21 protein-coding genes and 1 other RNA gene are annotated in these 20723 nt (G+C 74.8%); 12 read left to right on the forward strand and 10 right to left on the reverse strand.

The window, feature by feature from the left end; genetic code table 11:
* The first annotated feature begins 383 nt into the window (after positions 1-383).
* From ACIPYS_RS01485 to ACIPYS_RS01495, 3 genes are read left to right on the forward strand one after another with little or no spacing between them, the layout of a single operon-like run.
* Complete coding sequence (locus ACIPYS_RS01485; RefSeq protein ID WP_093862251.1) at positions 384-1220, forward strand: Nif3-like dinuclear metal center hexameric protein; 837 nt, start codon at positions 384-386, stop codon at positions 1218-1220.
* A gap of 23 nt (positions 1221-1243) precedes the next feature.
* On the forward strand, positions 1244-1987 hold the full coding sequence (locus ACIPYS_RS01490) for a zinc ribbon domain-containing protein (RefSeq protein WP_197698624.1): 744 nt from the start codon (positions 1244-1246) through the stop codon (positions 1985-1987).
* Positions 1988-1997: 10 nt separating this feature from the next.
* Complete coding sequence (locus tag ACIPYS_RS01495) at positions 1998-3137, forward strand: bifunctional RNase H/acid phosphatase (RefSeq protein WP_400741786.1); 1140 nt, start codon at positions 1998-2000, stop codon at positions 3135-3137.
* 160 nt (positions 3138-3297) lie between these two features.
* Here the strand turns inward: ACIPYS_RS01495 and yaaA are convergent, their stop codons facing one another.
* Both yaaA and ACIPYS_RS01505 read right to left on the reverse strand, forming a co-directional pair.
* Positions 3298-4083 carry a peroxide stress protein YaaA gene (gene yaaA, locus ACIPYS_RS01500; RefSeq protein WP_093862254.1) on the reverse strand — a complete coding sequence of 262 codons (786 nt, stop codon included), beginning with the start codon at positions 4081-4083 and terminating at the stop codon, positions 3298-3300.
* A gap of 41 nt (positions 4084-4124) precedes the next feature.
* Positions 4125-4589 carry a DUF3995 domain-containing protein gene (locus ACIPYS_RS01505; RefSeq protein WP_400741790.1) on the reverse strand — a complete coding sequence of 155 codons (465 nt, stop codon included), beginning with the start codon at positions 4587-4589 and terminating at the stop codon, positions 4125-4127.
* Between the two features lie 202 nt (positions 4590-4791).
* Between ACIPYS_RS01505 and ACIPYS_RS01510 the strand changes: the two genes are divergently transcribed.
* The 3 genes from ACIPYS_RS01510 (at position 4792) to rnpB (ending at position 8241) form a co-directional block, all read left to right on the forward strand.
* A complete protein-coding gene (locus ACIPYS_RS01510) occupies positions 4792-6300 on the forward strand; it encodes an RNB domain-containing ribonuclease (RefSeq protein WP_400741793.1) in 1509 nt (502 codons plus the stop codon).
* Between the two features lie 111 nt (positions 6301-6411).
* A complete protein-coding gene (locus tag ACIPYS_RS01515; RefSeq protein WP_093865157.1) occupies positions 6412-7830 on the forward strand; it encodes an MFS transporter in 1419 nt (472 codons plus the stop codon).
* Positions 7831-7843: 13 nt separating this feature from the next.
* Positions 7844-8241: RNase P RNA component class A (gene rnpB, locus ACIPYS_RS01520), an RNA gene on the forward strand.
* A gap of 80 nt (positions 8242-8321) precedes the next feature.
* Here the strand turns inward: rnpB and ACIPYS_RS01525 are convergent.
* Together ACIPYS_RS01525 and ACIPYS_RS01530 are read right to left on the reverse strand one after the other, a co-directional pair.
* A complete protein-coding gene (locus tag ACIPYS_RS01525; RefSeq protein ID WP_030391599.1) occupies positions 8322-8579 on the reverse strand; it encodes a hypothetical protein in 258 nt (85 codons plus the stop codon).
* Positions 8580-8693: 114 nt separating this feature from the next.
* On the reverse strand, positions 8694-9092 hold the full coding sequence (locus ACIPYS_RS01530) for an ACT domain-containing protein (protein WP_093862258.1): 399 nt from the start codon (positions 9090-9092) through the stop codon (positions 8694-8696).
* Between the two features lie 182 nt (positions 9093-9274).
* Here ACIPYS_RS01530 and ACIPYS_RS01535 point away from each other — a divergent pair, with 182 nt between their 5' ends.
* Positions 9275-9934: a PadR family transcriptional regulator gene (locus tag ACIPYS_RS01535; RefSeq protein ID WP_093862259.1), complete on the forward strand. Its 660-nt coding sequence runs from the start codon at positions 9275-9277 to the stop codon at positions 9932-9934.
* Between the two features lie 78 nt (positions 9935-10012).
* Here ACIPYS_RS01535 and ACIPYS_RS01540 read toward each other — a convergent pair whose 3' ends face one another.
* Both ACIPYS_RS01540 and ACIPYS_RS01545 read right to left on the reverse strand, forming a co-directional pair.
* On the reverse strand, positions 10013-10210 hold the full coding sequence (locus ACIPYS_RS01540) for a hypothetical protein (RefSeq protein ID WP_159425007.1): 198 nt from the start codon (positions 10208-10210) through the stop codon (positions 10013-10015).
* Positions 10211-10238: 28 nt separating this feature from the next.
* Entirely contained in the window at positions 10239-10469 is a 231-nt protein-coding gene (locus ACIPYS_RS01545; RefSeq protein ID WP_107452606.1) for a hypothetical protein, read from the reverse strand.
* A gap of 442 nt (positions 10470-10911) precedes the next feature.
* Here ACIPYS_RS01545 and ACIPYS_RS01550 point away from each other — a divergent pair, with 442 nt between their 5' ends.
* Entirely contained in the window at positions 10912-11613 is a 702-nt protein-coding gene (locus ACIPYS_RS01550) for a bifunctional DNA primase/polymerase (protein ID WP_093862260.1), read from the forward strand.
* 83 nt (positions 11614-11696) lie between these two features.
* On the opposite strand, the gene map is transcribed toward ACIPYS_RS01550, so the two are convergent.
* Positions 11697-12542: a type I methionyl aminopeptidase gene (gene map / locus ACIPYS_RS01555; protein WP_400741802.1), complete on the reverse strand. Its 846-nt coding sequence runs from the start codon at positions 12540-12542 to the stop codon at positions 11697-11699.
* Positions 12543-12675: 133 nt separating this feature from the next.
* Between map and ACIPYS_RS01560 the strand changes: the two genes are divergently transcribed.
* Positions 12676-12909 (forward strand): hypothetical protein, encoded by a 234-nt coding sequence (locus ACIPYS_RS01560; protein WP_093862261.1) that lies wholly within the window; start codon positions 12676-12678, stop codon positions 12907-12909.
* A gap of 13 nt (positions 12910-12922) precedes the next feature.
* On the opposite strand, the gene ACIPYS_RS01565 is transcribed toward ACIPYS_RS01560, so the two are convergent.
* A complete protein-coding gene (locus ACIPYS_RS01565) occupies positions 12923-14302 on the reverse strand; it encodes an MFS transporter (RefSeq protein ID WP_400741806.1) in 1380 nt (459 codons plus the stop codon).
* 165 nt (positions 14303-14467) lie between these two features.
* Entirely contained in the window at positions 14468-15112 is a 645-nt protein-coding gene (locus tag ACIPYS_RS01570) for a hypothetical protein (protein WP_400741809.1), read from the reverse strand.
* A 47-nt stretch (positions 15113-15159) separates the two neighbouring features.
* Here ACIPYS_RS01570 and npdG point away from each other — a divergent pair, with 47 nt between their 5' ends.
* Positions 15160-15852, forward strand: coding sequence for an NADPH-dependent F420 reductase (npdG, locus tag ACIPYS_RS01575; protein ID WP_045940430.1), 693 nt, complete (start codon positions 15160-15162; stop codon positions 15850-15852).
* 235 nt (positions 15853-16087) lie between these two features.
* The gene (locus tag ACIPYS_RS01580) at positions 16088-16273 is read left to right on the forward strand and encodes a hypothetical protein (protein WP_093862263.1); all 186 of its coding nucleotides are present in this window, start codon (positions 16088-16090) and stop codon (positions 16271-16273) included.
* Between the two features lie 36 nt (positions 16274-16309).
* On the opposite strand, the gene ACIPYS_RS01585 is transcribed toward ACIPYS_RS01580, so the two are convergent.
* Positions 16310-17125, reverse strand: a complete 816-nt coding sequence (locus ACIPYS_RS01585; RefSeq protein ID WP_093862264.1) for a site-2 protease family protein — start codon at positions 17123-17125, stop codon at positions 16310-16312.
* A 206-nt stretch (positions 17126-17331) separates the two neighbouring features.
* On the opposite strand from ACIPYS_RS01585, the gene ACIPYS_RS01590 reads away from it, so the two are divergent.
* Complete coding sequence (locus ACIPYS_RS01590) at positions 17332-20715, forward strand: BTAD domain-containing putative transcriptional regulator (RefSeq protein ID WP_093862265.1); 3384 nt, start codon at positions 17332-17334, stop codon at positions 20713-20715.
* Positions 20716-20723: the final 8 nt, after the last annotated feature.

Genomic DNA, 20723 nt, shown 5'->3' on the forward strand with positions numbered 1-20723 from the left:
GCTCCGGTGCCCGGCCGGGGCGGCTCCCGTTGCCGGGACAACTCCCTTTCGCCGGAGTGAAGTTACTTTCGGTAGCGAGCGGTGCTCAATCCGAAGCCGGTCACTTCACTCGTAAGGGTGATCCGGGCGCCGTTTCGAATTCGTGCGAACCGCGGGGTGTGCGCGACGACCGCCCGGTCACCCGGCGCGAACCGGGCCCGCGCGGCGGCCGAACGGGGCCGCCGCCCGCCCGGGACGCCCGCGCCGCGGGTTGACGCGTGCCCGGGCACCCCGGGCCGGGTCGTCCCGCGGGCGCCGACGCGGTCCGGCGGCCGCCCGGGCGGGTCGGGCAGGTCGGCCGGGCGGGCGGACGGCTGTCCCCGCGCGCACGGTAGTCTCGACAGGTGCCGAAACTGTCCGACGTCATCACCGCCCTCGAAGAGCTGTACCCGCCGCAGTGGGCGGAGTCCTGGGACGCCGTCGGCCTGGTCTGCGGAGACCCCCGGGCCGAGGTCCGCCGCGTGCTGTTCGCCGTCGACCCCGTGCAGGCGGTCGTCGACGAGGCGGTCGAGTGGGGGGCGGACCTGGTGGTCACCCACCACCCGCTGTACCTGCGCGGCACCACCACCGTGGCCGCCACCACCTTCAAGGGCCGGGTCGTGCACACCCTGATCCGCGCCGGGATCGCCCTGCACGTGGCCCACACCAACGCCGACCACGCCGACCCGGGCGTCTCGGACGCGCTCGCCGAGGCGGTCGGCGTGACCGTGACCGGCCCGCTGGTCCCGGACCCGACCGACCCGCTGGGCCGGCGCGGCACCGGACGGGTCGGCCTGCTGGAGCCCCCGCTGCCGCTGGCCGCGTTCGCCGCGCGGGTCGCCGCCGGCCTGCCGGCCACCGCCGCCGGCGTCCGGGTCTCCGGCGACCCGAACCGGCTGATCAGCCGGGTCGCGGTGTGCGGCGGCTCGGGCGACAGCCTGTTCGCCGAGGTGCGCGCGGCGGGCGTCGACGCCTACCTGACCGCCGACCTGCGCCACCACCCGGCCTCCGAGGCCGCCGAGGCGGCGCCGATCGCCCTGGTCGACGCCGCGCACTGGGCCACCGAATGGCCCTGGCTGCCGCTGGCCGAGCGGGCGCTGCTCGGGACCGCCGAGAAGCGCGGGTGGACCGTGGAGACCAGGGTCTCCCGAACGGTCACCGACCCGTGGACCGCGCACGCCCCCATGTCCTTCCCCGCCTGACCCGATTCACAGGAGCTCTCCGCTTGAACGCCGCGCCCGCCGACCAGATCCGCCTGCTCGACCTCCAGGCCTTCGACTCCAAGCTCGACCAGCTGGCCCACCGGCGGCGCAGCCTGCCGGAGCACGCCGAGATCGACAAGGTCAACGCCGACCACACCGCCCTGAAGGACCTGGTGGTCGCCGCCCAGGCCCAGCACGGCGACACCACCCGTGAGCTGACCAAGGCCGAGCAGGACGTGGAGCAGGTCCGTTCCCGGGCCGCCCGCAACCAGCAGCGCCTGGACTCCGGCGCGATCACCTCGCCGAAGGACCTGGAGAACCTCCAGCACGAGATCGGTTCGCTGGCCAAGCGCCAGGGCGACCTCGAGGACGTCGTGCTGGAGATCATGGAGCGGCTGGAGTCCGCCCAGACCCGGGTCACCGAGCTGACCGCGCGCCTGGAGCACTCCACCGTCGTGCTGACCGAGGCCGAGGGCCGCCGGGACGCCGCGTACGCCGAGATCGACGCCGAGGTGGAGAAGGTCCGCCGCGACCGCGAGGCCGTCGCCGTCGCCGTCCCGGCCGACCTGATGAAGGTCTACGCCAAGCTGCGCGAGACCCAGGGCGGCGTCGGCGCGGCGCGCCTGTTCCAGCGCCGCTGCGAGGGCTGCCGCACCGAGTTCTCGATCACCGAGCTGAACTCCATCAAGGCCGAGCCGGCCGACAAGGTGGTCCGCTGCGAGAACTGCTCGCGGATCCTGGTACGCACCGCCGATTCGGGCGTCTGACCCGGTGGCCGTGCGCAGGTTCGTCGTCGAGGCGGACGGCGGTTCCCGGGGGAACCCGGGGCCGGCCGGCTACGGCGCGGTGGTCCGGGACGGCGACACCGGACAGATCATCGCCGAGGCTGCGGAGTTCATCGGCCACGCGACCAACAACGTCGCCGAGTACAAGGGCCTGATCGCCGGCCTCAGGGCGGCCCGGGCGATCGACCCGGCCGCCTCGGTGGACGTCAGGATGGACTCCAAGCTGGTCGTCGAGCAGATGTCCGGCCGGTGGAAGATCAAGCACCCGGACATGCAGCCGCTCGCGGCCGAGGCGCGCGAGGTCTTCCCGCGCGGGCAGGTGGCGTACAGCTGGATCCCGCGCGAGCGGAACAAGGACGCCGACCGGCTGGCCAACGAGGCGATGGACGCGGGCAAGGCGGGCCGCCAGTGGGAGCCCAGGGCTCCCCGGGCGGCCGCCGCCGACGAACCCGGACCGCCGCTGGAGACCGCCGCCCCCAAGGCCGGCTGGGCGGCGCCCGCCGACCTCGGTACCCCGACCACCTTCGTCCTGCTCCGGCACGGCGAGACCCACCTCACCCCGGAGAAGCGGTTCTCCGGCAGCGGCGGCACCGACCCGGAGCTGTCGGAGAAGGGCCGCTGGCAGGCCGAGCGGGCCGCCGAGGCGCTCGCCGCGCGCGGCTCGGTCCAGGCCGTGGTGGCCTCGCCGATGCTGCGCACCCGGCAGACCGCCGAGACCGTGGCCGCCCGGCTGGGCCTGGAGGTCCGCTACGAGGAGGGGCTGCGCGAGGTCGACTTCGGGGCCTGGGAGGGGCTGACCTTCGGCGAGGTCCAGGAGCGGTACCCGGAGGACCTCGCCGCCTGGCTCGGCTCCGCCAGGGCCAGGCCGACCGGCGGCGGTGAGAGCTTCACCACCCTCACCCACCGGGTCGGGGTGGCCCGGGACAAGGTCCTCGCCCGCTACCCGGGGAAGACCGTGCTGGTGGTCTCGCACGTCAGCCCGATCAAGACGCTGGTCCGGCTGGCGCTGGGCGCTCCGCCGGACTCGCTGTACCGGATGGAGCTGTCCGCCGCCTCGATCTGCGCCCTCCAGTACTACGCGGACGGCAACGCCTCGCTGCGGCTGCTCAACGACACCGGGCACCTGCGCTGACGCGCTGACACGCTGACGGACGCCGGGCACCCGCGCCGACGGACGCCGGGGCCGGTCGGATCCCGTCCGGCCGGCCCCGGCGCGGTTCCGGCAGGGAACGCGTCGAGGACGCATCCGGGAATCGATCCGGGAACGCGTCCACGGGCGCGTCCACGGGCGCTCAGTGCACCTCGGTGACCACCACGTCCAGCTGCCACGGCTTGCGCGCGGTGCCCTCGGCGGCGACCTCCACCCGGTGGCCGAGCCCGAGCAGCGCGTCCAGCAGCTCGCCGGGCGTCTTGGGCTCGGCGCCCGCGACCAGCAGGTCGCGGACCAGACGGCCCTTGGTGGCCTTGTTGAAGTGGCTCACCACCGTGCGCCTGCCGTCGCGCTCCTGCAGCACCCGCACGGTGGCCGTCCGGGCGACGAGCTCACCGGCGGGCTTCCAGGCCGCCGCGTACGCGGAGGAGCGCAGGTCCAGCACCAGCCCGTCGGCCACCTCCGGCAGCACGGACGCCGTCGCGCTCCGCCAGTACGCTCCGAGCGCCCCCAGTCCGGGGAGTTTCACACCCATCGAGCAGCGGTAGGGCGGGATCCGGTCGTCGATCCGGACGGCGCCCCAGAGCCCGGAGAAGACCAGCAGCGACCGCGCGGCCCGGTCGTGGGCGGCCTCGTCGAGCGTCGCCAGCCCGAGGTTGTCGAAGAGCACACCGGTGTACACCTCCCCGGCCGGGAACGCGCCCGCCGTCGGCAGACCCGCGTTGCGCGCCACCTCGCCGCGCAGCCCGGGGCTCAGCCCCAGCACCTCGGCGGCGGCGTCCTCGTCGCCCCGGCAGAGCCCGACCAGCGTCTCCAGCACCCGGGCCCGGGCCGCCGTCAGCCCGGGCAGCGACAGTCCGTCGAGCGCCACCGGCACACCGTCCCCGGACGCGGCCTTCCCCTCCGAGGGCGGCAACAGGACCAGCACGGCGGACTCCTCAACACTTTGTGGCGGCGGACCCGGCCACCCTACGCAACCGGCCCGGGCTCCCGGTAACGCGTGCCGGCCGCCGAGACCACCGCCGCGCCGGCACCGAGCGCCAGACAGAGCGGCGAGTAGTACCGGGTGTCGAGGCGCCGGAACCGCTCCGAGCGCTCGGCGAACCCGCCCCCGAACACCACCAGGCCGCCCGCGCCGCGCGTCAGCAGCACCGCCGACACCGTCCGCACCCCCGCCCGGCGCAGCCGCGCCGGCCCCACCGCCGGCACCGCCCCGGCCTCCGCGGCCACCAGGTACGCGGCCGTCCCGAGCAGTCCCGCCACCGCCGCGCACGCCGCCGCCGGTGGCACCCCCTCGCCGGTGCCGACCACGGTGTCCGCGAACTCCTCCGGGGTCCGCAACGGCCACGGCGTCACCGTCCACAGCGCGTGCAGCGCCCCCGTGCCCGCCAGTACTCCGGCCACCGCCGTTCCCACGGTCCGTACCGCCCGCATCGCGTGCGCCCCCTTCGCCGTCGATCATCAGCGCCTCCCACGCTACGACTCCTTACGCCGACGGTCCGCCCGCGTGCCGGGCCCACCCGGGGGCTCTGCCCGGAGGTCCGCCCGGGCGCGCCCGCCCGCCACCGGACCGCCCGGACGCGCCGCCCGCACCGGCCTCCGTCCGGAACCACCCGCCCGGCCCTACGCTGCCCCCATGCCCCGCCGAAAACTGCGCGTCAAGGCCGCCGACTCCGCCCGGATCAACGCCGAACTGGCCGAGCTGCGGGCCGCTCTGGAGATCCGCACCGAATGGCCCGAGGCGGCGCTGGCGGAGGCCGAGCGGGCCGCCGGGTCACCCCGGCTGCCCGACCACGACGCCACCGGGCTGCCGCTGTTCACCGTCGACCCGCCCGGCTCCCGCGACCTCGACCAGGCCATGCACCTCGCCCACCGCCCCGGCGGCGGCTACCGGGTGCACTACGCCATCGCCGACGTCGCCGCCTTCGTCCGCCCCGGCGGGGCGATCGACGAGGAGGCCCGCCGCCGGGTGCAGACCCTGTACTTCCCCGACCGGTCGGTGGCCCTGCACCCCACCCGGCTCTCCGAGGACGCGGCGAGCCTGCTGCCCGGCGAACCCCGCCCCGCGCTGCTCTGGCAGCTCGACCTGGACGAGGACGGCGCCGTCGTCCTCGCCGACCTGCGGCGCGCCGTGGTCCGCTCGCACCGCCGGCTCGACTACGCGGCCGTCCAGCGCGCCGTGGACGCCGGCGGTGCCGACGAGCAGCTCGCCCTGCTCGCCACCGTCGGCCGGCTGCGCGAGGAACGGGAGCGCGAGCGCGGCGGGATCAGCCTGCCCGTGCCCGAGCAGGAGATCGAGGAGACCCCGCGCGGTTACGTCCTCGGCTACCGCGCGCCGACCCCCGCCGACGGCTGGAACGCCCAGATCTCGCTGCTCACCGGCATGGCCGCGGCCGAGCTGATGCTGGACGCCGGGGTCGGTCTGCTCCGCACCCTGCCGGCCGCGCCGTCCGCCGCGTACGAGCGGCTGCGCCGCACCGCCCGCGCGCTGGACATCGACTGGCCCGACGGCCTGCCGTACCCGGAGCTGGTCCGCTCGCTGGACCCGGACCGCCCGCTGCACGCCGCCTTCCTGAACGAGTGCACCGGCCTGCTGCGGGGCGCCGGTCACCGGGCCTTCGACACCGCCCGGGGCCGTCCCGCGCCCGCCGACCCCGGGCACGCCGCGCTGGCCGCGCCGTACGCGCACTGCACCGCGCCGCTGCGCCGGCTGGGGGACCGGTTCGCCCAGGAGGTCTGCGCGGCGGTCGCGGCGGGCGAGGAGCCGCCGGACTGGGCGCGCGAGGCGCTGGAGGACGTGGCCGCGCTGATGACGGCGGGGGACCGCCGGGCGGCCGAGGTCGAACGGGCCTGCGTGGACCTGGTGGAGGCGGAGGTGCTGTCCGGCCGGGTGGGCGAGGACTTCCCGGCGGTGGTCATCGACGTGGACGGGAAGCGGCCGGGCCGGGGCACCGTCCAGCTCCGCGAGCCGGCCGTCCGGGCCCGCTGCGACCGGGCGGGCACCGGACCCGGTGAGGGGGCCGACGGGGCGTCACCCGGCGACGGGGAGTCACCCGGCGCCGCCCTGCCGCTGGGCGGCCGGATCGCCGCCCGGCTCACCGTCGCGGACCCCGCCACCCGGACGGTCCGCTTCGCCGCCCTCTGAGCCGGGCCCCGGTGGGAGGATCGACCCGTGCCCGATGCGACCTTCGTGAGTCCGCCGCCCGTCGCCGACCCCGGCCGGCGCCGCCGACAGCTCGTCCTGGCGATCTGCTGCATGAGCCTGTTCATCGTGGGGCTCGACAACACCGTGGTGAACATCGCCCTCCCGGAGATCCAGAAGGACCTGGACGCCCCGGCCTCCGGTCTGCAGTGGATCATCGACGCCTACACCCTGGTGCTGGCCTCGCTGCTGATGCTGTTCGGCTCGCTCGCCGACCGCTTCGGCCGCCGCCGGGTGTTCCAGACCGGCCTGGTGGTCTTCGTGCTCGGCTCGCTGCTCTGCAGCCTGGCGCCGAGCCTGGGGTGGCTGGTGCTGTTCCGGGCGGTCCAGGCGGTGGGCGGTTCGATGCTCAACCCGGTGGCCATGTCGATCATCACCAACACCTTCACCGAGCCGCGCGAACGGGCCCGGGCGATCGGCGTCTGGGGCGGGGTGGTCGGCATCTCGATGGCGCTCGGGCCGCTGCTCGGCGGGTTCCTGGTGCATGCCGCCGGCTGGCCGGCGATCTTCCTGATCAATGTCCCGGTCGGACTGCTGGCCTGCCTGCTGACCGCCCGTTACGTCCCCGAGTCGCGCGCGCCGCGGGCCCGCCGGCTCGACCCGGTGGGGCAGCTGCTGATGGTGGTGCTGCTCGGCTGCGGCACCGCCGCGATCATCGAGGGCCCGGAGCACGGCTGGACCTCCCCGCTGATCCTCGGCCTGGCCGCGGCGGCGATCGGCGCGCTGCTGGCCTTCCCGCTCTGGGAGCGGCGGGTCGCCGAGCCGCTGGTGGACCCGCGGTTCTTCCGCAGTGCGCCGTTCACCGGGGCCACCCTGACCGCGGTCTGCGCCTTCGCCTCGCTCGGCGGGTTCCTCTTCCTCAATACCATCTACCTCCAGGACGTCCGCCGGTACAGCCCGATGGAGGCCGGCCTGTGGACGCTGCCGATGGCGGTGATGATGCTGGTCTGCGCGCCGCTGTCGGGCCGGATCGTCGGTGCCAGGGGCCCCCGGCTGCCGCTGGTGCTGGCGGGTCTGGGCCTGATCGGCAGCGGTCTGCTGCTGACCCGGCTGGCGGCGGACTCCCCGCCGGCGCTGCTGCTCGCCGCGTACGGGCTGTTCGGCTTCGGCTTCGGCTTCGTCAACGCGCCGATCACCAACTCCGCCGTGTCCGGGATGCCGCGGGCCCAGGCGGGGGTGGCGGCTGCCGTCGCCTCGACCAGCCGGCAGGTCGGCCAGTCGCTCGGCGTCGCGGTGATCGGCACCGTGGTCGTCTCGGCGGTGGCCGGCCCGGTGCTCACCGGTTTCGCCCCGGCGAGCCACGCCGGCTGGTGGATCCTGGTGGGGCTCGGTGCGACGATCCTGGTGCTCGGCCTGGTCACCACCTCCGCCTGGGGCACCGCCACCGCGGCCCGGGTGGCCGCCCACCTCGGCGCGGAGCCGCCGCCGGCCCGCCCCGGAGTACGGGAGGCCCCGCCCGAGCGGCTACCATGACCCCTACGGCGGAAGAGCCGGCCGGGCGGTCGCGACGGGTCCCAGGACCCGCCGAGGAACGTCCGGGCTCCACAGAGCAGGGTGGTGGGTAACGCCCACCCGGGGTGACCCGCGGGACAGTGCCACAGAAAACAGACCGCCCGCCGCTTCGGCGACGGGTAAGGGTGAAACGGTGGTGTAAGAGACCACCAGCGACCGGGGTGACCCGGCCGGCTAGGTAAACCCCACCTGGAGCAAGGTCAAGATCGGCGCCCCAGGGCGCTGTGCGCGGATGCTTGAGGGCTGCTCGCCCGAGTCCGCGGGTGGACCGCACGAGGCTGTCGGCAACGGCAGCCCTAGATGGATGACCGCCTCCCCGGCCCGCGCGAGCGGCCCGGGAGACAGAACCCGGCGTACAGGCCGACTCTTCCGCCCCTGACGTCGGTGAAGGCCCCCCGATCTGCGAAACAGCAGGTCGGGGGGCCTTCGGCGTTCGCGGTGCGGCTGCGGAATCAGCCCGGGTGGGTGCCGACGGCGTCGCGGATCTGGTCGCCGAGACCGCCGTTGACGCGGGCGCAGTGGGCGCAGCAGAAGAACATCCCGGCCACCTCGACGCCGTGGCCGACGATCCGCACGCTGCACTGCTCGCAGCGCGGGGCGAGCTTCTCCATCGCGCACTCGAAGCTGTCGAAGGTGTAGACGTCGCCGGTGACGGTCTTGATCTCGAAGGCGAGCCAGTAGTCGTTGCCGCAGGTGACGCAGGTGGCCATGGCGGCGCACTTCCTTCCGGGCGGGTGGGGCGGACGGCGGGGCGGGGCGGCTGCCCGGCCCTTCCCAGTGTCCGAGTGCCCCCGGCGGGCGGCCACCCGGTGGAGCCACCCCGGTCATGCGGGGCGGGCGGAGAGCTCCTTCAGGGCGTGCAGGACGCGCTCGGCGTCGTCGGCGGCGACGAAGAGGTGGTCGTGGTGGTAGCCGGCCACCACGTTGCAGCTGAGTCCCTCCTCGGCGAGCCGGGTGGCGACGGCGGCGGTCAGTCCGACGGCCTCCAGGGCGGAGTGGATCCGCAGGGTGATCCAGGCGGCCACGTACTCGTAGCGCAGGCCCAGGGCGTCCGCCTCCTCCTGGGCCACCACCACCGTCACCCCCTCGGGTTCGGCGACCGTGGCGACCGGCCGCAGTCCGGCGGGCACCTTGGTGGGGAGCGTGCAGTAGACGTACCGCCCCGGGTTGAGCTCGGGGCGCAGGTCGCGCAGCAGTGTTGCGAGGTCTCGTTCTCCGGCCATGCACGCACCGTAGCGGCCGCGGGGGCGGCAGTGTCGGAAGGTGTATCGGAAACCGTTGACGGCCGACAGTCAGCGATATATCGTCGAGTTATCGAGACAGTAACTCGACTGTCCCGAACGATCGTTTGGACGATCGTCGCGACGGGGCCGCGTCCGAGCGGCCCGAACGGGAGGTGGGTGCCATGCGCCCAGGACGATTCCGTGGAGAAGGCGGGCCCGGCGGTTGCCGCCCGGGTCCGGAGTTCGCCGGTGCACCCGGCGAGAGGTTCGAGGGCCGGGGGGCGTTCGGCCCCTTCGGGCCGCCCTTCGGCGGCGGCGGGCCGGGCGGACGCCCGGGTCCGCCGTGGGCCCGGGGCGGCTTCGGCGGGCCGCCGCCGTGGGTGCGCGGACGGCGCGGCGGGCGGGCCCGGCGCGGGGACGTGCGTGCCTCGCTGCTGGCGCTGCTCAAGGAGCGGCCGATGCACGGCTACGAGATGATCGCCGAGATCGCCGAGCGCTCGGGCGGGGCCTGGCGGCCCAGTCCCGGTTCGGTCTACCCCACCCTCCAGCTGCTGGAGGAGGAGGGCCTGGTCACGGCGGAGGAGGTCGGCGGCAAGCGGCTGGTCCAGCTCACCGAGGCGGGCCGGACCGAGGCCGAGGCCGGACCGGACGAGCCGTGGGCCGAGGCCGGCCAGGAGGTCGACTGGGCCGCGGTCCAGGAGGTCGGCCAGGCGCTGGGCGCGGTGGAGCAGGCCGTCCGTCAGGTCATGGCGACGGGTACCGAGGCGCAGCGCGCCAAGGGCCTGGAGGTGCTCAACGAGGCCCGCAAGAAGCTGTACCTGATCCTGGCCGAGGACGCCTGACCGGTCCGGGCCCCGGTCCCCGGACCGTCGTCGGCGGCGCCACCGCCGACGACGGTCCGGGGCGGGCGGTGCGGCCGCTCAGGAGCGGACGGCGAACAGTGCCACGCACGCGAGCAGCAGCACCGTCCAGCCGAACCAGAGCCAGCCGTTGGAGCCGAGCACCGCGCTGTAGACACTGACCGCCACCAGCAGGCCGGCCGTGACCCCGGCCACCTGCCGGTTGTGCAGCGACACCGACCGGGAGCGGTTCCTCGGGTGCCGTTCGGTTCTCGCCATCGCCGTCCTCCCGCGAGGGAGGCGGCCGTCACCCGGAAGCGCGGGCGGTGGCCGCCTCGTCGTACTCGTAGCGCCAGAACCAGCGGGTGCCCCGCTGCTGCTTGGCCCGGACGTACACCAGTGTGCGCGCGGGAGTGTCCCCGTGCGAAGGGACCGGCACGGTGTACTTCTTGGGCACCCCGTACATCGGGCCCAGCGGGATGGGGAGGATCCGGCCGTCCAGGGGGCCGCCGACGAATTCGGTGTCCGCGCTCTTCACCCCACCAGGGTCTCACCCCGGCGGGGGTTCCCGGCGGGCCGGGCGGACGGAGCGGAGGGTGCCCCGGGGGAGGCGGTGTGACGGCCCGGTGCCGGGAGTGTGACCGGAGAGGCACCGCCCCCGGTCATCCGAAGGGCCCGCGCACCCTTATCCTTCCTGTTACGCCCTCGGGGTCCACCCGGGTCAGCGGGCCCGTACGGGCCGGGCGAGGCGCATCTCATCGTGCCCGCCGGGCCGCAGAGCCGCAGCCGTCGTGCCGCCTCGACTCCGTACCGTGACCCCGGGCGTCGACCGTCCGGCAACCCCGGCTCCGGCCGGCGGGGCGCGGGACCGCAGTGCCGAGCACCACCCGGGGAAGCAGTGGGGGGTGCCGTGCGTTGCGTCGGAGTGGTACGTCGAACGCTGTGTCACACCAGGCACGGCAATGCGCGGAAGGGGCCCGATGGAATCCGGCGGCAGGTGGACGGCCTGGTGGCAGAAGCGGGATCGTGAGCGGGCCCGGTCGGCGGCACCCGACACCCCCGCCGCCAGACTGGACCAACTGCTCGGCGCGGTCCGCGCCGGGTTCCCGCTCGCTCCCGCCGCGCATCCGGCCGGGTACCGCTGTTCCTGCGACCGGGTGGCCTGTCCGGCCCCGGCCCAGCACCCGGTCTCCTTCGCCTGGCAGACGCAGGCCACCACCGACCCGGAGCAGCTCGCCCGCTGGCTCTCCCGCGACCCGCTGGCCAACTTCGTCACCGCCACCGGCCGCGCCCACGACGTACTGGACGTCCCGGCCGAGGCCGGGCGGCTCGCGCTGGACCGGCTGACCGCGCTCGGCGTCGAGGGCCCGGTGGCCGCGGTCGGCGAGGACCGCTACCTGTTCTTCACCGCCACCAGGGGCACCCCGGTGGACGAGGACGAGTGGTGGCCGAGTGCCCTGGACTCCACGCCCGACACCATGTCGGAGCACCCCGGCCTGCGCTGGCACTGCCGCGGCTCGTACACCCTGCTGCCGCCGGCCGCGCTGCCGGACGGCTCGGAGGTGCGGTGGCTGCGGGGGCCGGAGCAGCCCCTGCCGGACCCGCTGCGCGTCCTGGACGTGCTGACCGACGCCTGCACCGAGGTGGGCGCGGTGGCCGAGGAGCAGTGGCTGATCGGCTGACCGACGAACCCGACCCACCGACCGATCGGCCTTCCGACGACGAAGGGGCCGGCCCACCGGGCCGGCCCCGTCGTCGTCCGGCGCTACGGGAGGGTGAGGACCTCCGCGCCGTCCGCCGTGACCACCAGGGTGTGCTCGAACTGGGCGGTGCGCTTGCGGTCCTTGGTGACGACGGTCCAGCCGTCCGGCCAGATCTCGTAGTCGTAGGTGCCCAGGGTGAGCATCGGCTCGATGGTGAAGGTCATGCCCGGCTTGATGACCTCGGTGGCCCGCTCGCTGTCGTAGTGCGGGACGATCAGGCCGGAGTGGAACGACGTGTTGATGCCGTGGCCGGTGAAGTCCCGGACCACGCCGTAGTCGAAGCGCTTGGCGTAGGACTCGATGACCCGTCCGATCACGTTGATCAGGCGCCCCGGCTTGACCGCCTTGATCGCCCGGTCCAGCGACTCCCTGGTCCGCTCGACCAGCAGCCGGGACTCCTCGTCCACGTCGCCGACCAGGTAGGTGGCGTTGAGGTCGCCGTGCACCCCGTGGATGTAGGCGGTGGCGTCGATGTTGACGATGTCGCCGTCCTGGAGGACGGTCGAGTCGGGGATGCCGTGGCAGATGACCTCGTTGATCGAGGTGCAGACCGACTTGGGGAAACCCCGGTAGCCGAGGTCGGACGGGTAGGCCCCGTGGTCGCACATGTACGTGTGCGCGACCGCGTCCAGCGCGTCCGTGGTGACGCCGGGCGAGATCAGCTTCGCCGCCTCGGCCATCGCCCGGGCGGCGATCCCGCCGGCGATCCGCATCTTCTCGATCGTCTCGGCGGTCTGCACCTCGGGCCCGGTGTACGGCGTCGGCGCGGGCTTCCCGACGTACTCGGGGCGCGGGATGTGCGCCGGGACCTTGCGGATGGGTGACTGGATGCCGGGTACGAGTGCCATGGCGCCGATTCTAAGTGTCGGGCCCTCCGGCCCGGGGCGGGCGCCGGGTGTGCGGACGGCACCGGGGCGGGGAATGATCAGGACGACGCGACGCCAAGGCGGGGACACGACCGCCGATACGGAGGTGACCACGATGCCCCTGGGATTCGGGCGGAACAAGCCGACCGGCCAGCCCGGCGAATGGTTCTACTGCATCAAGCACGGCAAGGTCGAGGAAGGGCCGGAGTGCCCGGCCAAGGACCGCCTGGGCCCGTACGCCACGCAGCAGGAGGCCGCGCACGCACTGGAGACGGCGGAGCTGCGCAACCGCGAGTGGAAGGACGACCCCCGGTGGAACGACCGGCCCGAGGAGGGCCCGGGGGAGTAGCCCCGGTCGGCGGCTAGGCGGTGGCGGGGCTCTCCTCGGACGGGACGGGCCCCGTCGCCCGGTCCGCCGCGGCCCGGTCCCGTTCCGCCGCCGCCTGCTCGTGCTCGGCGCGGACGGCGGCCGCGTGCGGATCGGTGCGGTCGTCGTAGGACAGCAGCCGGGGCAGCGCGGTGGCGAGCGCGAGCACGCCCACCACACAGGCCACGCCGCCGACCCACACCGAGGCCCGGACGCCGACCAGTCCGGCCATGCCGCCCGCCCGGACCTGGCCGAGCTGCGGCCCGACCGAGTAGCTGAGCAGCTCGACGCCGGCCATCCGGCCGCGCACCGAGTCCGGGATCGACTGGTTCCACAGCGTGGAGCGGGCGATCCCGCTGATCTGGTCGGCGCCGCCGGCCAGGGCCAGGAAGAGCAGCACCAGCCAGACCGAACCGACCAGTCCGGCCAGGGCGATCGCCACGCCCCAGCCGAGCGCCGCGAACAGCAGCAGCCGGCCGTGCCGGTGGATCCGGGACGTCCAGCCGCCGGTCACCGAGACCAGCAGGGCGCCGACCGCCGAGGCGGCGTACATCGGGCCGAGCGCCCAGCCGGCGTCCAGCTCGGCGGCCAGGAACGGGAAGATCGCCACCGGGAAGGCGAACAGCATCGCGCACAGGTCTATCGCGTAGGTGCCGAGCAGGTCCTTGCGGCTCCACGCGTAGCGGACGCCGGTGAGGACCGCCCGCACCGAGGGCTTCTCGGCGCCGCTGGGCGGCGGCACCGCCCGGATCCGGGAGAGCAGCAGCAGCGAGGCGCCGAAGGTGACCACGTCCAGCGCGTACGCGGTCTGCACCCCGGCGAAGGTGACCACGACGCCGGCCAGGGTCGGACCGGCCACCGAGGCGGCGTTGCGGTAGAGGGAGTTCAGCGCGAAGGCGGCGGTCAGCTGGTCGTGCGGGACGATCCGGGGGGTGAGCGCGTCCAGCGACGGGCGCTGCAGGCCGTCGGCGGCGGCGACCAGCGCGGCCACCAGGTAGATCGGCCACAGCACGGGGGTCGGCAGCAGCGCGTTGACCAGCAGCAGGACGCTGAGCAGACCGAGGCCCGCCTCGGCGAACAGCACCAGGCGCCGGCGGTCCAGGGCGTCGGCGAGGGCGCCGCCCCAGAGGCCGAAGACGATCAGCGGGACCAGCTCGAAGGCGCCGACCAGGCCGACCGCGACCGAGGAGTCGGTCAGCTCCTTGATCTGCATCGGCACGGCGACGTAGGTGAGGAAGCTGCCGAAGCCGGTGACACAGCCGGAGAGCCACAGCAGGCGGAACTCCCGGGAGGAGCGCCAGGGGGTCAGGTCGGGAGCGACCGCGCGCAGCAGGGATCTCACCCGGCCGCTCGGGGACGGGACGGCTTCGTTCACGAGCGACCATCCTGTGCGGGGGCCGGGCCCGGCCGCAACGGATTTTCCGGCGCCGCCCTGTCCGTCGGCCGTCCCCGTCCGGCGCGCCCTGTCCGCCCGCCGTCCCTGCCCGCCGTTCCCGTCCGCCGCCCTGTCCGCCCGCGGTTCCCGTCCGGCGCCCCGCCGTCACCAGCGGCTGATCGTCGGCCCCGCGGTGAGCCGCTCGGCGAGCGCGGCCAGTCGCCCCAGCGCCGAGCGCTGCCCGGGCGGCTGCCCGGCGGCGGCACTGACCAGGTGCTGGGCGAGGTCGAAGGGCTCCTCCTCGGCCGTGCCGAGGGCGAGCCGCCCGTGCGCCAGCCCGGCCAGGTCGCCCGGGCCGGCGGACCCGCCCGGGCCGACGGCGGACCCGCCCGGGGAGGAGGGCGCGGCGCCTTCCAGCGCCAGCACCGTCGCCCCTTGCCGCCGGGCGTCGTGCACCCGCTCCAGCAGCGTGTCCCCGGCCGCCGTCGGGGCCACCACCAGGACGGTCGCGCCGCGTCCGGCCCCGGTCAGCCGGCCGAGGCCGTGTGCCAGATGGGCCGGGGCGGCGGCCGGGACCCGGTGCCGCAGCAGGGTGGGCGCCAGCCGGGGGACGTCCGACCAGGCGGCCTCGTCCTCCAGATGGGCGGCCAGGTGCCAGGGCTCGTACCCGGTGGTGCCGACGAGCAGCAGCTCGCCCGCCCCGCGCCGGGTGACCGCGTGCCGCAGCTCCCCGGCGAAGCCGCCGACGGCTTCCAGCCAACCGGTTCCGGCCAGACGGTCCCTCAGTGCCGAAACTCTCACCGCGTCCATGGCGCTCAGGATGTCGCGACGGGCCGCTCGTTTGGCAGGATCGGCCCATGACTTCCCTCGATTCAGCGACAAACCCGGCCCACGAGTTGCCGGACGTCTCGCAGCTGGTGGTCGGCGTCCTCGGTGGCACCGGCGACCAGGGGCGGGGGCTGGCCCTGCGGCTGGCCAAGGCCGGCCAGCAGGTGATCATCGGCTCGCGCGACGCGGCCCGCGCGCAGGCCTCGGCGGACGCGATCGGCCTGGGGGTGCGCGGCGCCGACAACGCCGCCACCGCTCGGGAGAGCGACATCGTCATCGTGGCCGTGCCGTGGGACGGGCACGCCGCCACCCTCACCGCCCTCCGCGAGGAGCTGGCCGGCAAGATCGTGGTGGACTGCGTCAACCCGCTCGGCTTCGACAAGCAGGGCGCCTTCGCGCTCGTCCCGGAGGAGGGCAGCGCCGCCCAGCAGGCCGCCGCCCTGCTGCCGGACTCCCGGGTGACCGCGGCCTTCCACCACCTCTCGGCGGTGCTGCTGCAGGACGAGTCGATCGAGCGGATCGACACCGACGTCATGGTGCTCGGCGAGGAGCGCGCCGCCACCGACATCGTGCAGGCGCTGGCCGGCCGGATCCCGGGCATGCGCGGCATCTTCGCCGGCCGGCTGCGCAACGCCCACCAGGTGGAGTCCCTGGTGGCGAACCTGATCTCGGTCAACCGCCGCTACAAGGCGCACGCGGGTCTGCGGATCACCGACGTCTGATCACCGTCGTCCGGTCGTCCGGTCGTCCGGTCGTCCGGTCGTCCGGTCGTCCGGTCGTCCGGTCGTCCGGTCGTCCGGTCGTCCGGTCGTCCGGTCCTCCGGTCCTCCGAACATCCGGTCGTCCGACCGTGCGACGGTCGGACCGGATCGCCGGTCTCACCCCTGGAGCCGCTCCGGGGGTGAGGTCGGCGACAATGGGGGCCGACCACACCCCCGGCCGCAGGAGTACCCCGCCATGCCCCGCACGTCCGTCCTCGCCTCGCTCGTCGTCGTCCTCGCGCTGGCCGCCGCGGTGGTCTCGCTGGTGCAGGGCTGGTGGCTCGGCCTGATCTGGCTGCCGATGGCCGGCATCGCCAGCAACGTGCTCTGGATGAACCTGCGCCGGGAGAAGCTGGCCCGGGCCGCCGCCGAGCAGTCCTGAGGCCCGTTCCTCAGGACACGCCGCGCTCCGGTCCGCTCAGTTCTTCCAGAACATGAACAGCTCGTGGCCCACCTGCGCGTAGGCCCGGTCGACGCCCACCAGGTCCATCGCCCCGTAGACGACCTCGAAGAACCAGTGGTTGATCTCCGGCTGCCAGAGCAGCGCGAAGACGGCCAGCATGCCGTACGGCGCGAACGGCTCGATCGTCCGCCGGGTCTTGGCCGACAGCCAGGGCTCGACGATCCCGTAGCCGTCCAGGCCGGGCACCGGCAGCAGGTTGAGCAGGGTCGCGCTCAGCTGCAGCATGCCGAGGAAGCCCAGCGCGAGCGCCAGCGGCGAGACGTCCAGCTCGTAGCCGTTCCAGACCGCGTGCACCGCGGGGTCGTCCAGCCAGCCCGCGCCGACCGGGACCAGCAGCAGCACCGCGGCGAGCAGGTTCACCAGCGGCCCGGCGGCCGAGATCAGGCTGTGCTTGAGCCGGCCGTGCACCCGGTGCCGCTCGATCCAGACCGCCCCGCCGGGCAGGCCGATGCCGCCGAGCAGGACGAAGACGATCGGCAGCACGAAGCTGAGCAGGGCGTTGGCGTACTTGAACGGGTTGAGGGTCAGGTAGCCCTTGGCGCCGACGCTGATGTCGCCGCCGTGCAGCGCGGTGCGCGCGTGCGCGTACTCGTGCAGGCAGAGCGAGACCATCCAGCCGGCCACCACGAACAGGAAGATCCCGAACCGGGCGTTGCCGTAGCCCTGGAACACCGCCACCGCGGAGGTGGCGAAGATCGCGAGCAGGACCCAGAACACCGGGCTGATCCGGCGGTCCTCGCTGCGTGAGCGCTGCGTGGCGGCGAAGGTCATGGTGTGGGTGCTCCGGTGGTCGGGGAGGTGAGGGCGGGCAGAGGCCGATCATGCCGGGCGGGCCCGTGCCGGACAAGCCGTCCAGGATGAACGTACGGGTCCCGGCACCGGGTTCCTGGCCCGATCCGCCGGACTCAGGGTGCAGTCAGGGTCGGGGGCCGGACAAATGTGCGTGGGGGACGGGGGCGATCCACCAGAATGGTGCGGTGCACTACGGCATCCTCGGCACCACCACGGCCCATCACGACGACGGCACCCCGGTCCCGCTCGGCGGTGCCCGGCTGCGCGCCCTGCTCGCCGCGCTGGCACTGCGCCAGGGGCGGCCGGTGCCGGCCGACCTGCTGGTCGACGAGGTGTGGGACGCCGAGCCGCCGCAGGACGCGTCGGCCGCGCTCCAGACCCTGGTCGGACGGCTGCGCCGGACCATCGGCCGCGACCGGGTCGGCTCCGGCCCGGCCGGCTACTGGCTGACCGACCCGGCCACCGACCTCGCCGAGTTCCAGCGGCTGGCCGGGGAGGGCAGCCGGGCGCTGGAGCAGGGCGACCACGTGTCCGCCGCCGAGCGGCTGACCGCCGCGCTCTCGCTGTGGCGCGGCCCGGCGCTCGCCGACCTGCCGGACCGCGGCGGTCCGGCGACCAGGCTGGAGGCGCAGCGCGAGGAGGCCCGCCGGCACCGGATCACCGCCGAGCTCGGCCTCGGCCGGGCGGCCGGGCTGGTGGCCGAGCTCGCCGAGCTGTGCGAGGGCCGGCCGCTGGACGAGCCGCTGCAGTACCTGATGGTCCGGGCGCTGCACGAGTCCGGCCGGACGGCCGAGGCGCTGCGCCACTACGAGAACACCAGACGCGCCCTGGCGGACGAACTGGGCGTCGATCCCGGGCACCGGCTCCGGTCGCTGCACGCCGAGCTGCTGAGCCCGGCCGAGCCGGTCGGACCGGCGGCGGAGAGCACCCCGGGCGCGGAGTCCGATCCGTCGGCAGCAGCGGCACCGGCAGCGGCCCCGGCCCCGGCACCGCCCGCCCGCGCGCCCGGCAATCTGCGCGGCCGGCTGACCAGCTTCGTCGGCCGGGAGAACGACCTCGCCGCCCTGCGCTCCGTCCTGGCCACCAGCCGGCTGGTCACCCTCACCGGCCCCGGCGGCTCCGGCAAGACCCGGCTGTCGGTCGAGGCCGGCCGCCTGGAGCAGGGCGCCGGGCACTGGCCGGACGGCGTCTGGGTGGCCGAGCTGGCCCCGGTGGAGCGCCCGGACGCGGTGCCGGGCGCGGTGGTGTCGGCGCTCGGCCTGCGCGCGACCGTCCTGCACACCGGCGCCAGCATGGTCGCCGAGGTGATCGAGGGCCGCACCGACGACCCGGTGCGCCGGCTGATCGAGCACTGCGGGCGCCGCCGGATGCTGCTCGTCCTGGACAACTGCGAGCACCTGATCCAGTCCGCCGCCGACCTCGCGGACACCCTGCTCACCGAGTGCCCGGGGCTGACCGTGCTGGCCACCAGCCGGGAGCCGCTGGGGGTGCCGGGCGAGACCGTGCTGCCGGTCGAGCCGCTGCCGGACCCGGTGGCGCTGCGGCTGCTGACCGAGCGGGCCGCCGCCGCCCGACCCGGCTTCGACCCGCTCAGCGACCCGGAGGCCTGCGCCGAGATCTGCCGCCGGCTGGACGGGCTGCCGCTCGCCATCGAACTGGCCGCCGCCCGGCTCCGGGTGATGACCGCCCGGCAGATCGCCGACCGGCTGGACAGCCGGTTCGCGCTGCTCACCGCGGGCAGCCGGACCCTGCTGCCGCGCCAGCAGACGCTGCGCGCGGTGGTCGACTGGAGCTGGGACCTGCTCGGCAAGCAGGAGCGCGCGGTGCTGCGCCGGCTGGCGGTGTTCGCGGGCGGCTGGACCCTGGAGTCGGCCGAGTCGGTCTGCTCGGACGGGGCCGAGGTGCCCCGCGAGGAGGTCGCCGACCTGCTGCTCTCGCTGGTCGACAAGTCCCTGCTGGTGGCCGACCTGGACGGGGACGGGCCGCCGCGCTACCGGATGCTGGAGACCATCCACGAGTACACGGACGAGCGGCTGGCCGAGGCGGAGGAGACCGCCGACACCGGGGGCCGGCACGTCGAGTACTTCCGCGAGCTGGTCCGCGGCGCCGACCTCCGTGTGCACGGGCCCGAGCAACTGCACTGGCTGGCGGTGCTGGAGCGCGAGCACGACAACATCCGGGCGGCGCTGCGCCGCGCCGTCCGCCGCCGGGACGAGGGCGAGGCACTGGTCCTGGCGCTGGGCATGAGCTGGTACTGGTCGCTGCGCGGCTACAGCCAGGAGGCCCGCCGCTGGTACGACGCCGTGCTGTCGATCGGCCCGGACCCGTTCGACTCCGATGCCCGTCCGGTGCCGCTGGACCGGCACGTGCTGGAGTACCCGGTCCCGATGCCGCCGGAGGCGCTCGCGGAGGCCCGTCGGGCGATCGTCATCTACCGGCTGATCAGCATGTTCGAGGGCAATCTCGACGTCCTGGCGGACCGGGACGCGGTCGCCATCGCCCGCAAGGTCACCGAGGCCTACCGCCGGGACCTGCCGCAGTCCTACCGCTTCCCCGGGCTGATGCGGGTCTTCGGCGCCTTCCTGATCGGCCAGCTGGACGCCATGCGGGACCTGCTGGACGACGCGGTGGCGGGCTGCCGGGTGCACGGCAACGCGAGCGACCTGGCGTTCATCCTGCAGATCCGGGCCAAGATGATGAACGACTGGCCGGGCGGGGCCGAGCAGAGCACCCTGGACGGCGAGGAGTCGCTGGAGCTGTACCGCCGGGCCGGCGACCGCTGGGGGATGTCCCAGGCGCTGTCCGCGCGCGGCGAGTCGCTGGCCAACCAGGGCCGCTCGGCGGAGGCGGTGGAGGCGTACCGCCGGGCGATCGAGCTGGCCGAGGAGCTGGGGGCGCCGCAGGAGGTGCCGATGCTCCAGGTGCACCTGGGGTCGGCGATGCTGGACAGTGACCTCGAGGCGGGGGAGCGGCAGATCCGGGCGGCACTGGACGGGATCGAGCCGGGGGACAACCAGGCGACCAACGGCGCGCTGCTGTTCGGTCATCTGATGCTCTGCGGCATCAACGTGCAGCGCGAGGACTTCGCGCGGGCCCTGGCCGAGCTGGACGTGCTCCGGTGGACCAGGATCGGCGCGTTCGCCCCGGACGTGGTGGGCGGGATGCTGACGGTCACCCGGGGCTGGATCACCGCCCGGGCGGGCGATCCTGACCTCGGGCGGGAGCTGGTCAGCGAGGGGTGGCAGCTGATGCGCTCGGTGCCGGCCGCGGCGAGCGGTTTCGTGGAGCAGATGTCGGTGATGATGCTGCCTCCGGTGGTCGGGCTGCTGGAGGCCTTCGCCCGGCGGGACGGCGACCTGGAGCGGGCCCGGCTGGCCGCGGTGCTGTTCGGCGCGCACGCGGGGATGAACGGGCCGAAGGGCGGCTACCTCGACCGGGTCGAGCGCGAGCGGGCCGAGAAGGTGCTGCGCGGACTGCTCGGCGACGCGGAGTTCGAGGCGGCGGCCGCCGAGGGGCGGACGATGTCGATGGCGGAGACCAACGCCATGCTCGACCGGCTGGTGCACTGAGCCGTCAC

The sequence above is a fragment of the Kitasatospora sp. NPDC089913 genome (genome assembly GCF_044748625.1).
In the GTDB taxonomy this organism is placed as follows: Bacteria; Actinomycetota; Actinomycetes; order Streptomycetales; family Streptomycetaceae; genus Kitasatospora.

Excerpts from the sequence above, each read along its gene's own strand:
- ACIPYS_RS01505 (WP_400741790.1), bottom strand. The coding sequence starts at position 4,589 with ATGCGGGCGGTACGGACCGTGGGAACGGCGGTGGCCGGAGTACTGGCG.
- ACIPYS_RS01510 (WP_400741793.1), top strand. The coding sequence starts at position 4,792 with ATGCCCCGCCGAAAACTGCGCGTCAAGGCCGCCGACTCCGCCCGGATC.
- ACIPYS_RS01515 (WP_093865157.1), top strand. The coding sequence starts at position 6,412 with ATGAGCCTGTTCATCGTGGGGCTCGACAACACCGTGGTGAACATCGCC.
- ACIPYS_RS01525 (WP_030391599.1), bottom strand. The coding sequence starts at position 8,579 with ATGGCCACCTGCGTCACCTGCGGCAACGACTACTGGCTCGCCTTCGAG.
- ACIPYS_RS01530 (WP_093862258.1), bottom strand. The coding sequence starts at position 9,092 with ATGGCCGGAGAACGAGACCTCGCAACACTGCTGCGCGACCTGCGCCCC.
- ACIPYS_RS01535 (WP_093862259.1), top strand. The coding sequence starts at position 9,275 with ATGCGCCCAGGACGATTCCGTGGAGAAGGCGGGCCCGGCGGTTGCCGC.
- ACIPYS_RS01540 (WP_159425007.1), bottom strand. The coding sequence starts at position 10,210 with ATGGCGAGAACCGAACGGCACCCGAGGAACCGCTCCCGGTCGGTGTCG.
- ACIPYS_RS01550 (WP_093862260.1), top strand. The coding sequence starts at position 10,912 with ATGGAATCCGGCGGCAGGTGGACGGCCTGGTGGCAGAAGCGGGATCGT.
- map (WP_400741802.1), bottom strand. The coding sequence starts at position 12,542 with ATGGCACTCGTACCCGGCATCCAGTCACCCATCCGCAAGGTCCCGGCG.
- ACIPYS_RS01560 (WP_093862261.1), top strand. The coding sequence starts at position 12,676 with ATGCCCCTGGGATTCGGGCGGAACAAGCCGACCGGCCAGCCCGGCGAA.
- ACIPYS_RS01570 (WP_400741809.1), bottom strand. The coding sequence starts at position 15,112 with ATGGACGCGGTGAGAGTTTCGGCACTGAGGGACCGTCTGGCCGGAACC.
- npdG (WP_045940430.1), top strand. The coding sequence starts at position 15,160 with ATGACTTCCCTCGATTCAGCGACAAACCCGGCCCACGAGTTGCCGGAC.
- ACIPYS_RS01580 (WP_093862263.1), top strand. The coding sequence starts at position 16,088 with ATGCCCCGCACGTCCGTCCTCGCCTCGCTCGTCGTCGTCCTCGCGCTG.
- ACIPYS_RS01585 (WP_093862264.1), bottom strand. The coding sequence starts at position 17,125 with ATGACCTTCGCCGCCACGCAGCGCTCACGCAGCGAGGACCGCCGGATC.